This is a genomic window from Porphyromonas catoniae ATCC 51270 (assembly GCF_000565015.1).
In the GTDB taxonomy this organism is placed as follows: Bacteria; Bacteroidota; Bacteroidia; order Bacteroidales; family Porphyromonadaceae; genus Porphyromonas; species Porphyromonas catoniae.
Genome location: NZ_JDFF01000011.1, coordinates 116,984 through 130,868 on the forward strand (window position 1 = coordinate 116,984; position 13,885 = coordinate 130,868).

Annotated in this window: 9 protein-coding genes; 5 read left to right on the forward strand and 4 right to left on the reverse strand. The window is 47.9% G+C overall.

Annotated features, from left to right (window positions below):
* The first annotated feature begins 646 nt into the window (after window positions 1-646).
* From HMPREF0636_RS03105 to HMPREF0636_RS03120, 4 genes are all read left to right on the forward strand, one after another.
* Window positions 647-2,047 (forward strand): alpha/beta hydrolase family protein, encoded by a 1,401-nt coding sequence (locus tag HMPREF0636_RS03105; RefSeq protein WP_248616863.1) that lies wholly within the window; start codon window positions 647-649, stop codon window positions 2,045-2,047.
* 261 nt (window positions 2,048-2,308) lie between these two features.
* Complete coding sequence (rpsU, locus tag HMPREF0636_RS03110; RefSeq protein ID WP_005467663.1) at window positions 2,309-2,503, forward strand: 30S ribosomal protein S21; 195 nt, start codon at window positions 2,309-2,311, stop codon at window positions 2,501-2,503.
* Between the two features lie 401 nt (window positions 2,504-2,904).
* Window positions 2,905-3,999, forward strand: a complete 1,095-nt coding sequence (gene gcvT, locus HMPREF0636_RS03115) for a glycine cleavage system aminomethyltransferase GcvT (RefSeq protein WP_044168546.1) — start codon at window positions 2,905-2,907, stop codon at window positions 3,997-3,999.
* 346 nt (window positions 4,000-4,345) lie between these two features.
* On the forward strand, window positions 4,346-5,044 hold the full coding sequence (locus tag HMPREF0636_RS03120; RefSeq protein ID WP_044168424.1) for an outer membrane beta-barrel protein: 699 nt from the start codon (window positions 4,346-4,348) through the stop codon (window positions 5,042-5,044).
* A gap of 337 nt (window positions 5,045-5,381) precedes the next feature.
* On the opposite strand, the gene HMPREF0636_RS03125 is transcribed toward HMPREF0636_RS03120, so the two are convergent.
* From HMPREF0636_RS03125 to HMPREF0636_RS03140, 4 genes are read right to left on the reverse strand one after another with little or no spacing between them, the layout of a single operon-like run.
* Window positions 5,382-6,728 (reverse strand): DUF4302 domain-containing protein, encoded by a 1,347-nt coding sequence (locus HMPREF0636_RS03125; RefSeq protein WP_044168425.1) that lies wholly within the window; start codon window positions 6,726-6,728, stop codon window positions 5,382-5,384.
* Between the two features lie 5 nt (window positions 6,729-6,733).
* Complete coding sequence (locus HMPREF0636_RS03130; RefSeq protein WP_044168426.1) at window positions 6,734-7,888, reverse strand: substrate import-associated zinc metallohydrolase lipoprotein; 1,155 nt, start codon at window positions 7,886-7,888, stop codon at window positions 6,734-6,736.
* Window positions 7,889-7,903: 15 nt separating this feature from the next.
* Window positions 7,904-9,493 (reverse strand): RagB/SusD family nutrient uptake outer membrane protein, encoded by a 1,590-nt coding sequence (locus tag HMPREF0636_RS03135; protein WP_044168427.1) that lies wholly within the window; start codon window positions 9,491-9,493, stop codon window positions 7,904-7,906.
* A 24-nt stretch (window positions 9,494-9,517) separates the two neighbouring features.
* The gene (locus HMPREF0636_RS03140) at window positions 9,518-12,589 is read right to left on the reverse strand and encodes a carboxypeptidase regulatory-like domain-containing protein (protein ID WP_052328722.1); all 3,072 of its coding nucleotides are present in this window, start codon (window positions 12,587-12,589) and stop codon (window positions 9,518-9,520) included.
* Between the two features lie 566 nt (window positions 12,590-13,155).
* Between HMPREF0636_RS03140 and HMPREF0636_RS03145 the strand changes: the two genes are divergently transcribed.
* Window positions 13,156-13,860 carry a hypothetical protein gene (locus tag HMPREF0636_RS03145; RefSeq protein ID WP_044168428.1) on the forward strand — a complete coding sequence of 235 codons (705 nt, stop codon included), beginning with the start codon at window positions 13,156-13,158 and terminating at the stop codon, window positions 13,858-13,860.
* Window positions 13,861-13,885: the final 25 nt, after the last annotated feature.

Here is a 13,885-nt window from a genome sequence, read left to right on the forward strand (position 1 = left end):
ATCACTCTTTAACTCATCCGAGCGACAGCCTCCCTACTCTAAGCGTACCTGTACCACCCGTACCGGTACGTTTTTCTTTTGTCCTAACCGAACCCTTCCTTCTCCCTATCCATCTAGCTCCCTCCTGCATCATGAGGGGATAAAAGCTCCAAGTAGCGGAAGGTAAGATCACCCTTTATCACCTACCCTAAGCCCCTCGACCAACACCAACGCAAGCCTCTATACCACAACAATTTACACACCGACAAAAACACAAAACAATGAGTTACCACAACTCGCTGAAACAAGTTACCATAACTCGTCTCAGAGACTTACCATAACTCGTCGGAGCGAGTTACCATAACTTATTCTGACGACTTATGGCAACTCGTTGACCGCTCTATTTCAACACAGTATAACCACCTCTATATCAACTACAATCCAGGCAACCTAGGAGCAATATGCATCACCTACCCTAGCAGATAGTGACCATGCTCATATCCCGTGGTGACTCCATGAGGTTAAAGGACGTAGACTTCAGTAAGAGGTATTCGCTCTAAAGCTCTGTGAGGATTAGGGGAGATTTGAGGCAAACATAGGTAGCCCTTCGGGTAAACAGGCTATATTTGTGAAGAGAAAATCTTTTCACATCAGTACAATACACTTCATGATAACTAGGCTCTTCCCCTTGATGGCTGTTACCCTAGCCCTCGCCACCAGTTGTGGTAGCTCAAAAGGAAACACGTCAATCACACCCTCTACCCCACACAAAACAGCAGATGTAGCCTCTATACAAGCGTATTTCAGGGCATCTCTTGCTAGCCCAAGACAGACTTTACCTAGCCCTCCGAGTGGGATAATTGCGTCATCACAGCTGGAGGCTGCACGTAAGACGCTTTGGGCGGAGTGGCAAAAGGCTAATCAAGCAACAAAGGGAAATAAGCTCCCAGCACCCTCACCAATCGCTCCTCAAATGCCCAGCTCCGTATGGGCGCTGCCTGATGAGACGGGGACAGAGGGCACCTTCACCGCTCACATGCCCTTCTACTATGGCTATAAGGGTGAACGCCCCAGTTCGGGCTATCCTCTTTTCCTCTATCTACACGGCTCAGGGGCAAAGGACGCAGAATGGCAGAACGGTAAAGCCTTTGCGGGGCATTTTAAGGATGGGCCTTCAATGTACTTTGTTCCTCAGATCCCGAATGAGGGTTCACTCTACCGCTGGTGGCAACGCTCCAAGCTTGAGGCTTGGGATACACTCCTTCGTGAGGCATTCCTCACAGGGCAGATTGACCCCTTGCGTATCTACTTCTTCGGCATCTCGGAGGGCGGATATGGCTCTCAACGCTTGGCATCGTATTATGCTGACTATCTAGCTGGTGCAGGGCCTATGGCAGGGGGAGAACCCCTGATCAACGCACCAGTGGAGAACTGCCAGCATATCGCCTTCACCCTACGTACGGGGGAGCAGGATCGGATGTTTCATCGTGATGAACTCACCCGTATCACAAAAGAAGCATTCGAGGCACAGCAACGGTTATTTCCTAATGACTATCAGCATTGGATCGAGCTTATCCCAGGGCAGGGACATGCAATACCCTACGAACCAACCACACCCTGGCTCTTGGGCTATAAGCGCAATCCTCAGCCCAAGAGCGTTCATTGGGAGGACTTCCCCGTGGATGGTATATACCGCCGAGGCTTCTACAACCTAGAGCCCCTTGTGCGCCCTCAGGGAACAGAGCGAGTCTACTATGAGGAGCAAATCGAGGGCAATACCATCACCCTCCGGGTACGCTCCGTGCAGTACAAGCCAACGCAGTACAGCCCTCATTGGAGCTTCCCCATGCGCTATGACAAGACCTATGCACCTATAACCGGGGGGAAGCTACGCCTCTACCTCAGCGAGGAGCTCATCAATCTCTCCCAACCTATCCGTGTGGTACTAAACGGGAAAGAGGTCTACAACGCTCGAGCATCTGCTCATTGGCAAGCCCTCGCTACCAGCTGTGTGGCGTTCGGTGATCCACTACGTCTCTTCCCCATCGCTCTTGAGCTTAGCTACTAACTCATCCCCCAGCTCATCAGCACCTCCCCACCCAAAAGGTGAGATACAAGTGGCTCCAGTCGGGATATAGTCACCTTGGGCTAAAGCTATGGAAAGCTAAGACACCTCTAGCCTCCCAGCATCAAGAGGGTAGGGAGACAGCCAGATATGGGCTTTTGTATTTGCTTATTAGGCAAAGTATTCGTAATTTTGCGCACTCATCAAGAGTTACATAGCTGGTATCCAAGCAAACGATAACAACAAAAGATAAGACAAAGAATTATGATCGTAGTTCCAGTAAAAGAGGGCGAAAACATCGAAAAGGCTCTAAGAAGGTTCAAAAGAAAGTTTGAGAAGACTGGTGCTGTACGCGCTCTGCGTGCACGTCAGGCATTCATCAAGCCCTCTGTAGCACGCCGCAAGAAGATGGAGAAAGCCGTCTACGTCAAGCAGCTACAGCAGTCCGAAGAGCAATAGTAGTAACATGCCTCTATGGGCATGTCAGTCGTTTCGTATCTAGCACTCTCCCTTCCTTCTCCCTACCGAGATAAGTGAGCGTATAGTACAAGCCCTTCCTTACGTGGCTACCCCATCATAGGCTATAACAATAGCCATTTAGATATAAAGACTGCGCCCTGAGCATATACGCTGGGGCGCAGTCTTTGTTTGATATAGCTCCCCAAGACTAGTGGGCAAGGTCATGAGGAGCGATTGTCACACCTCCGTTTTGCAAGGAGCAAAGAGCGAATGAACAAAGCTCTGGTAACCCCATTTTCTGACTGAAGACTACTTTCCCCTCTTTGCTAGGAAAGTTCATGATATCTTACTACCTTTGGCATACACAAGTACAACTACAAACGACTAAGTACATAGACAACATGAAGACAACTCCATTCACGGCCATTCACAAGGCACTGGGAGCAAAGATGCACGAGTTCGCAGGCTATGACATGCCTATCGAGTACAGCACAGGGATCATCGATGAGCACATGACAGTTGTCAAGGGCGTTGGCGTCTTTGACGTGTCCCACATGGGTGAGTTCTGGGTCAAAGGGCCAAAAGCATTACAATTCGTACAAGACATAACTAGCAACGATGCAGCCAAGCTAAAGGTCGGAGACATCCAGTACACCTGCTTCCCCAATGCTGACGGAGGTATCGTTGATGACCTGCTCGTCTATCACTACGAGGAAGAGAAATATCTACTGGTAGTCAATGCTGCGAATATCGATAAAGACTGGGCATGGTGTCAGGCACACAATGCCGTAGGGGCAGAGCTAGAGAATAGCTCAGACAATGTAGCACAGCTCGCCATACAAGGCCCTCTCGCTACACAGGTACTGCAGCGTCTCACCTCGGTCAATCTTTCAGAGATCCCTTACTATACCTTCAAGGTCGGTGAGTTCGCTGGTTGCCCAGACGTTATCTTATCCAACACAGGTTACACAGGTGCTGGAGGCTTCGAGCTCTACTTCTATCCCCAGTATGGAGAGAAGATATGGAATGCGATCTTCGAAGCAGGTAAACCTGAGGGTATTCGCCCCATAGGTCTTGGAGCACGTGATACGCTACGTCTAGAGATGGGCTTTTGTCTCTATGGCAACGACATCACAGACAAGACATCTCCACTAGAGGCAGGTCTGGGATGGATCACCAAGTTCAAAGACGATAAGAATTTCCCCAGCAAGGCATTCCTAGAGCAACAGAAGGCAGAAGGAGTCACACGCAAGCTCATTGCATTCCGCCTCAAAGACAAGGGCATCCCTCGTTCACACTACGAGATAGCAGACGCTGAAGGGAATGTGATAGGAGAAGTGACCTCTGGCACTATGTCTCCCACACTCAAGGTCGGTATCGGTATGGGCTATGTCAAGAAAGAGTTTGCAGCACTTGGTACTCCCATCTACATCATGGTACGAGGTAGAGGCCTCGCAGCTGAGGTCGTCAAACCACCAATGCGCTCTGCCGAATAACAAGGCGTTATCATTATACTAAACAGGATAGAAACTTTCCCTGCAAGAGTAACCTCCTGCAGGGGAAGTGCCATTTTAGGGGAGTGCTCCGTACCTCAAATCAAAGTCTCTGACCTATCGTTAAGACTGTGCCTCATTCATCTATCCCTATTAAATTCGTCTTACAGCACTAAAGCTAAGCCTTCAGCATATCTTTGTGGATTCGTCTCAATAGCCCCTTCTGCATAGTACCCAAACCATGACTTTTTGTATCTTTGCGTGATAGCGTTAGTTGCACAATGCCTCATCGGAGACACTAGACTACGCTTCTTTACCCAAGGTTTAAGAATAATATATAGCTATAGATATGAAGATACTCAAACTTTTTACCGTTGGGGCCCTACTCCTCGCAGGGATATCCTCAACACTATCTGCACAGGAGCTGGGACAGCTCCACTATCGTGTGGAGGCAGGTGCAACCCTCTCTAAAATTTCCTCACTCGGTCTAGACCACCTAGGTGACAGAGGTACGGGACTGGTAAACTTCCGTGTTGGGGGTAGTCTGGTGATGCCCTTCGAGCACACAGCCTTCTCTTTTGCTCCTGGGCTGTATCTCATCGGGCGTGGTGAAAAGCAGAGCGATGACCGCTCAGGAGGAAGACGTCCACTAGCGAAGCTTGAGACTTATGCTCTACAGATCCCACTTGACCTCTCCTTCCGCCTAATAACCTTTGCAGAAGACCACCGCATCTTCTTCAACCTTGGCCCCTACTTTGCCTATGCTGTAAGCTCCAAGCTAACACGTGGTGGCGAGGTCGTCTCTGAGAACCCAAAGGCTAAGGCGTATACAAAGAGCTACGATATGCTCTCCAATGGACACATCAAGAGGTTTGAGTTTGGGCTCCAAGCTAGTGCAATGTACCAATGGAAGCAGCTCTACCTACGCGGTGGTATCGAAGCCAGTGCCTTCAATCAGCTAAAGCTATGGGTGCCGGGTAGTGTCGCTAAGGGCGGATCTGCCTCACGCTACATCATGAGCTACATCACCCTCGGCTACGAGTTTTAGAAGACACTCACACTCTACTTCTCCCGTTGTAAAGCGATAGAGATAAGAGACAGTAACAAACCACCCGATGAGTCTTTTAGTGAGACTCATCGGGTGGTTTTCTTTTGAACTTCCCTCCCAACTAAATAGTGGCTCAATCTCCTTCCTTGGAGAGCTTTACTTAGCCCCCTATCACTGAAGCAGAACTTTTACCACATGACAAGTAGAGCACACCAAATTGAGGTAATAAGCAAGCCCCTATCTCTTTTTAGCTAGAGATAGGGGCTTACTTGTCTATAGGTAGTTATTCCAATTGTACTTCCTGAAATATTTCATCCAAGCGTACTACAAATGCTGGCTATATATCCACCTCAAAGTAGAAGGGCTCATTCGTGGGATCTGCTACCGAACTCATTTTCTTTACCGTCTTATTCGGTATTGGATCGATCGAGAACGGAGAGTAGTAAAGGATATTCTCTAGATACCACTCAATGGCTCGACGAGAGTAAAAGTACCCATCTCCATCTTGGATTATACGAGTAATATGGACCTGATTAGGCTGTCCATAAACACTGGTATAGTCTAAGTAATAAGTCCTATAGAATGTTTTATTATTTGGATTTGGATCTGGATAGGCATACAGGGTAACCTGTGGGAGACGAGATCTTCCCCATCTCCCCATATCTGCCATAAACCAAAATAAGGCTGGGTAGCTGTCTTGTTTCTGAATCTCCACCAAGGTCTTAAACATCTCGTGAGCCTCACTATTTGATTTATCTTCCTCAAAGGAAGCTCTTAATGAACCCTCTGTGAGGTCATACGTACCAGAGAAGACTGTAAGCGTCTGCTTCCCGTCAAGAGTCTTCACTGTTCTCTTGTCTTCGCTAAGTTCAAAGCCCTCAAACTTCTGCCCCCCTATCTCTAGAGGTGTAATGAGTTTGATTCCCTTGTCCGTATAATAGAAGGGAATATTCTCCTTGACAGCCTTGGTGGTCTTATCTTCAGCCTTCGTGTAACGTACCCATAGCTGGCGTGCATAACCAAAGATTGAGATGGAAACCTCTTTACCCCCAAGCTGTAGGGGAGAAAGAGCTTTACCCTTTAGTGCCCCTTTTATCTCCTGCGTCTTGCTTAGATAGGTAGCATAATTCGCTTTCAGGCGAGTAAGTTGCATCTTGTTCCCCGTACGGCACCCCTTGAGGTAGATGACATTCTTATCCTCACTGACTTTCTCAACGATAAACTCAAAGTCACCATTATAGCCATTGGGAAGCCCCCAGTTTGGGTTGGAGTAATAGTGCAGAGGCCTGCTGAAAGTATCAAACGTGAGGCGAAGCCCCGAGTTATGCGAGAAATGATAATTCGAGGTAAACTCCGTCTGGTATATCTGCTTTGTACCAGCCCCTGGGTTCTTAGGGTCATTGGGCACAGTTACCATCTCGCCATATTCCTCTGATGCAACTACCACATCCTTGTCTGACGTAAACTTCATAGAGAGATTGATTCCTCCATGATTCCCTTCATCGGGGATAAGGACGAGCGACCAACCATGCTGACTAGAGCGTAGGATATTGGAGACATCCTTCTCCTCTTGGGTCATCGCTGTCGAGGCATAGTTGCTACCACTAGGCATCTCCTCGTACTGACTACATGCACCAAGACCGAGAGCTAGGGCCAGAGACCATATATAATGATTGTAACGCATAGTTATTAGTATCCTGTTGGGTATTGGGTAAAGTCCATGTAAGGAATCTTGTAGAGTTTCTCAAGCGCCTTCTGGCGAATAGCGTCAAGATCAGTACTGTACTCATCACGAATATACTGCTTCATGATGGAGAGCTTCTGTAGAATGATTTCCTTACCCGTGTACTTAGCATCGGGGCGTATCTTCTCATTCGCAGACTTCAGTAGCTCTGCCCACTCCTCATCTGTACGTAGCACATAAGTAGCAAAGAGCTCAGCAAAGTCTTCGTCAGCATCAGTACTGGCATAATCGCTCACAAAGCCAGCATGTAGAGACTTAAGCCCCTTTCGGTACCAATAAGAGAAGGCATCCTGTTTCTGATAGTCAAGAGCTGACAGCTTATCAAACTCAGGTGGATAAGCTCGCTCTTCATGGAGCGTGTGAGCAGACTCGTGAAAGAGTGTGCTGATATAGCTCTCACGCATCTGATACTCTTGACCTATTGTGAGCTTCTTGATGCGCTTATCGTACTTCGTAGCCTCGTGCTCCTCGGCTGTATACTCTCGGGTGAGACGTTCTCTTAAAGCCTGCTTTTGTTCATCAGTAAGGCCTGTCCCTGTATCCGCCTTCGCCTTCTCATCTTGCTTCTTGACCTCTTCCTCTACTCGCTCCCAAACTTCATAATCGATATATCTTTCGGCGAGATCTCTAATCTTTTCGATCCTAGCAACACTGGTATCTAGCTCATTGATATTATACATCCAGATCATTCCCTGCGGGGCAGCGCCAGCCATACGTCTATCTAGAGAATAACCAGATGAGCCAAAGAGATTAACATACTTAACTGTATGCCTCTGGGCATAGCCCTCTGGAGCAGCTTCTTTGTAGGTATCAAAGAAGACAAAGTCAATGAGGTTGAGAAACTCTACTGCTTTCTCCTCTTTTACGGGAGCCAATCGATAGCGTCGGTCGGTGAGCTTATCGTCGTAGCGATAGTCAATGCTGACATTATACTTCTGAGCAAAAGCCTTCTGTATATATTTATCTAGTCTCGTCAGTAAGCCGACATCCTCGGGATCAATGACCTTACGATCTGATTTTACCCTGTCGATGTCAGAGCTACATGCACTGAGAGCTCCCAGTGCACAAGCAACGATGAACGGAAATACTAGCTTCTTCATAGCTATTTATATTGATTACTTCCTGGGGTTCTGAACAATGCGTCCCTTAACAGCCTGTTGTGGTAGAGCGATGGCTTGACGAGCATCACGACTCTCAAGCTGACCTGCAAATATGTAGTTGCTGTTCTTGTTGATGCGGCGATAGACAGTAATACCGTATCGCTTGACATCCTGCCAGCGTAGTCCCTCGTGTATGGTTAGGATACGACGACACTGCAACACATGATGGAGGAGAGCCTCCTCTACACCTGTAATGGCGAAGTGAGGATTGAGCTTTTTCTTCAATGTCGGCAGAGTCTTGCTGTCATAGTTTATCTTGTTGTAGAAAGTGACAATCTCGTCCTTCGTGAAGGTTTTCTTGCGAGGGTTGCTTGGATCATTCCCGTCGTTGAGGTAGCGAGAGGTCCAGAGATTGAGATCTGCTATCCCTTCGTCATACTTCTTCTGAAGAATACGCGCCTCAGCCCGGACAAGGAGAGTCTCATCAGTAGTAAGTGGAGTATCCATCGTCTGGTAAGAACTACTAGGGAAGGTGGGGAACTTTGGCTGCACCGTCTTATTGATATTCCCCTCTACGTAGACGAATGGAGCAAAGAGGTATGCATCATCCTTACCCCATATATTCTGTGTAGAGAGGGTCTCATTTTGGGTGAGTTCCTTAGCGTGTGTGAAGCGAGAATTATAGTAGTTCGTACCATTGGTGATCTGCCAGTGGAAGGTGCTATAGGTCGAGACGGATAGCAGATTAGCTGGCAACTTTGTATCATAGTATGCCAAACCATAGGCCTGATCCGTACGAGGAATCGTACGGAAGGCACTCCAATCTCGCAACACAAGAGCGGGGTTACTTCCTAGCACTTTCGTGGCATATTCCTCCGCCTTTGCCCAATTCTGATAATAGAGATAGAAACGAGCTGCAAAGGCGTATGCCGAGGTTGTACCAAAGTGGAACTTCTTCAAATCCTCACTATAGTTAGAGGGATACCGCTCTAGGAGTGCAATCCCAGCTGTCAAGTCACTAGCAATATGCTGGTAGGTCTCAGCTAGAGTACCACGAGGATAGTCTGGTTGCAGACTCACTACTCGCTCTGCGACATAAGGGATACCTAAATCCTTAGAGCTTGTCTGGGGATCATACGGTAGGCAGAAGACATTGGCAAGCTGAAAGTGTGCCCAAGCTCGTGCAACCAAGGCTTCACCCTTGCTCACCATGGAGACGTCATCCGTTAGTCCTAGGGAGGCTACCCTTTGTATGACCTCATTCGACATGGCGACAGCATAGTAACAGCCCTTCCAAATCTTATAAGGGGCATCATACAGGTCATCTGCATTGCGGATAGGTTTCCAATAGGCCGCATCCTCCACGAAGGTACTTGTATTAGGGTTATTCACCCCATCATCTAGGATGTTGTCCGAGGACAGCTCCGAGAGGTAACTAATCGAGGAGGTAGGATATGCCCCGATAAGCAGTTTCTGCACCTGCGTTGGGGTAGCTGGATCTACAAGGTTTGAATCAGGGTTCTCACTCAGGAAGGCATTACACGAACTCAACAAGGGGAGAGCGAGTGCAAGCGTGATACTCAGTGGGAGAAATCGTAGCTTCATAATTCTCTCGTATTATGATAATGACTAGATACCTACAGTGCAGGTGAAGATGATCGAATGGGGCTCGTAGTCGTAGCTGTAGGGTAGAGCACCATTGAGCTTCTTATCCGAGTAGATCAGGAAAAGGTTGGAGGCCTGTAACTTCAGATCCACTGAGGAGAGGAAGGTCTTCTCTAGTAGAGTCTTTGGGAGGCTATAGCCCAAGGTGACGTCTCGTAGCTGAATGAAGTCACAGCGTGCGATACGTACATCTGAGTTGTTGTAGGTAGTATAGGCATTGCTCAAGTTAGGATTCTTCTCACGCTGAGCTGAGGTGGGGATGCTAGGTACATTTGTACGCTCCTCGTCACCAGCCTTAATCCATCGGCGGTTGAACTCATGCCCTAGAGCATTGTAGTCACCATAGGTTGTACCAAACTGACTAGGTAGACGCTTCACTGCGCCGAAAGAGTAGAGCACGTAGACACTGAGACTAAAGTTCTTCCAACGGAAAGCATTGTTTAATGCTCCCTGGTCAATAGGGCGTCTCGTACCAGAGTGCTTGAGATAGTCGAGGTTCGTCGTAGCACTATAGTTGATATTATCTCGCTCAATACGCCCCTCTGCATTATAGAACTGAGGGAAGCCCTCTGACGATAGTTTATAGAAGGGGATAGAGAAGATTGAATGTAAGGGATAGCCTTCACGTGCAGCACCAGAGGAGCTCACGAGAGTAGAGACGTCAGGACGGGAGTTGAGCTTTGTTATCTTATTCGTGTTGCGTGAGTAGGATAACGTGCTCGTCCAAGAGAAATCCTTCGTCTGAATGTTCTGAGTCGTCAGAGAGATCTCAACGCCCTTCGCTGTCATAGAAGCGACATTCCCATAGAGTTTAAAGAATCCCCCTGTACCCTGATTATAGGATATATCTACGAGATCACGACCAAGACGTGAGAAGACATTGAGCGAAGCTGAGATACGATCATCAAGGAAACCAACATTGATATTCCAGTTCAACTCATACATCTTTTCGTAGGTCAGGTCATGGTTCGCAGGCTGGTCCATGTAGAGCTCTGTCTCATTGATACCATTGGGTCGGAAAGGGAGATAGGGCTTGATGCGCTGGTCAGTATTGTAGACGAAAGGCATTGTTGCCGTCATCCCATAAGAGAGCTTCGTAGTAAGTGAAGACAGGGGCTTCAGATGCTGAAAGAAGGACTCACTCATGACATTCCATCCAAGAGCAACATTCCAGGTAGGCATCCAGCGAGCGATAGTGGACTTCCCATATCTATTCGTACCCTCGTAGCGGAATGAGCCATCTAGAGTATAGCGACCGAGGAAGGTGTAGGATGCACTACCCAAGAAGGCTACATTTCGGTCAATCGTTGTGGAGCGCGTGTAGTAGTTCTCCTCACGGTTGCGTAGCCATTGGAAGATCAACGGGTCATAAGTTTGTAGTTGACCAAGCTCGAAGTTCACCCCATACTCGTTGTGCCAGCCATTTCTCTGCATCTGGTCATAGAGGTCAGATCCAACAGTAGCGGTAACAATATGCTTCCCTGCATCGAAACTATCGGAGTAGGTAGCACGTGCCATCAAGTCAACCCTACGAGAGAGGTAATCCTGGACTGTGCGGTAACCTCCAGACGGCATGACCACTCGAGGTAGAGCATAGACATCCTCGGCTGGCTTGTAGAGATAGGGGTTGTTGTTACGGATAATACGCTTATCCATGGCGCGGAAGCGTTGAGCAACATTAGAATACTCGGTACGAGTGAATTCATACTCCACACTTTGGACCTGAAGAGAGGCGACAAGGGACGCCCTAAACTGACGAATAGGATTCCACGCGAGTGAGGCCTGGAAGCGGAGATTGATATCATCATCATCACGATAATTCTGCTTCAGCTCATTCTTAACGTTGTAGGGAGTGTACTTGTATCGGTAGTACGTATTTGGATCCAGCGTACGAGATAGGGTCTTTGCCTGTCCAAGTGCAGTGAAATCATTCCCTCCATGGTACTGTCCATAGGAGGCATTCACACCGATTCCGAGAGACCAGTGCTTAAGGGGCTTGAAGGTCGCATTCAGCGTAAAGAAGTAATCCCTTGAGTGCGTCTCCCTCTCCCACCCTGGGTCCAACGTAATCCCAAGTGAGGCATAATAAGAGGCTTTCTGACTACCAGAAGATAGCGAGATAATATGCTGCTGCTTGATTGTGTTTTGGAAGAGCTCCTTGAACCAGTCCGTATTCCTCAGCTCGGCTTGCCTCAAATAGGCAAGCTGACCCGCCCTGGTATTATCTTGGATAAACTGCCCATTGTCATACTTAATCGAGTTATCGTACATCAGTCCATAAACTCCATAAGTATCTTTATACAGCACATTCTCTGGTGTCAATGTCCCCCCTTCTACAAGCTCCTTCATTACCGACAGGTGATCCTGCGAATTGAGGATATTAAACTCCCGATATGAAGGGCGGAAGCGATACGTGAACTGTGAGGTGTAGTTGAGGTGGTTTGTGCCCTGACCTGCATGGCGTGTACGTACAGAAATTACCCCCCCGGTGGCTTGGTTCCCATAGAGAGCCGTAGCAGAGGCATCTGTAATGACAGTAAAACCCTCGATGTCACGCTCAGAGAGGCCTGGTAGGGCTGCAGCTATGAGACGATGAGCATCAGGGGACGCAAGGTCTGCAGTATTGAAGACACTGTCTTGCTTATACACAACACCATCGATGACCCAGAGTGGATAGTACTTGGTGTTGATTGAAGTCGTCTGGCGCATGGTTGTCACAGCCATGTTCTTCTTCTCTGCATCCTCTAGCGTAATCTCTAGAGGCTTATCGGTTGCGACAGCTTCTGCTGTTTTCTTCCCTGTAAGAGTGAAGATGAGGACAGACTTTACTGGAACCTCGAGAGCAAACTTTCCGTCTGCATTTGTCGTCGTGTGCCGTGAGTTGTCCAGCTTGACAGTGACCGAGACCTTAGGCAGGGGTAGCCCATTGGAGTCTCGCACTATACCACTTACCTGGAGTGTCTGAGCACAGACGGGCGCCACAGAGATAACCAAGAGCACAAGGCTCAAGATAAAGTGACGTAATCTAATTACCATAATCGATAAGATACGTTTACTGGTTAGTGCTTAGTTGCTAGGCAAATGTAGAGAAAACATTTTATAGAGCCTAGCGAAATTTTTCCATTCCGACTTCGTTAATTTATTAAAAAACCTTACCGCCTTTGGTGCAACATCTTAACCATCTCATCAGATGTATACATTTTTTAAAAAGGCACATCCATTTTACAGCTCAGAATCCATTGTTTTGACATAATCCATCTCTTTTTCTTCCAATTTCCCCTTTTCCTTTCTTTTTTTACCACCTACCTCCTCGATTGATACCCTCCTCTATCCAAGGTTAAGGCATGTGCTTATTCTCTGTTCATGCTGTCTATTCCTTGCCATGTATAAGGAAGGGGATTCCTCTGCTCCAACGGGGTGTAATACACGTGCCAGACCTCGCTATAAACACATACAGATCGTCCATTCCACTTGACAATATGACTGTATCTATCTATATGGCTGAGGCTTCTCTTAACACAAAGTCACTATCTTTGTAGAAATATTTGAGGGAAGAATGCCCTTAAGTAATGACTTTCAGAAAGAATCATAACAAACAAAGAATGAAGAAATTCCTTTTACTTGCCTTCGGGCTCCTAGCATGTGTACAGCTGTCCTTCGCACAGAAGATGATCGAGGCTGTGTATCTAAAGAATGGTAGCGTCATCTACGGGACCATCATTGAGCAGATACAGGGTGAGAGCGTTCGAATCAAGTCACGTGATGGATCTATCTTCCTCTTCCGCGCAAGTGAGATTGATCGTATCACTCGCGAACGTGCGCCTCAAACAGAGAGGGAGATCGTTTACCTCGACCGTAGCTATCCTCTCCTAGCTGCGCACATAGAGCTAGGGATGACAGGCTTTGGCAAGGACAAGCGTTTCGAGCTACTCCCTTCCGTAGGTGCCTACATCAACCGTTACCTCTACCTCGGTGCGGGTGTCGGGCTAAACTTCTCTAACTGGGAATATGCTCCTGGCAGCAAGAGCTTCTGGCTTCTACCCATCTACGCACATGGTCGTGGTATACTTCCCCTTGGTTCACGCTGGTTCACTCCTTTTGCTGATCTGAAGCTCGGTTATAGCGCAGGGCTTACCAGCTCCAGCCTCAGCGGAATCTACTACTTCTCCGGTGTCGGGGTCATCGTGGATAAGTACACTCTAAGTCTAGGCTATGGCATACAGTCTGTCAAGATTGGTCAGCTCAATGGTGCTACGACAACAGCAAATATGAGTGGAGTCTCCATCAAGCTGGGGATGACCTTCTAGCACTCATTCATCAGCAATCGCCTAG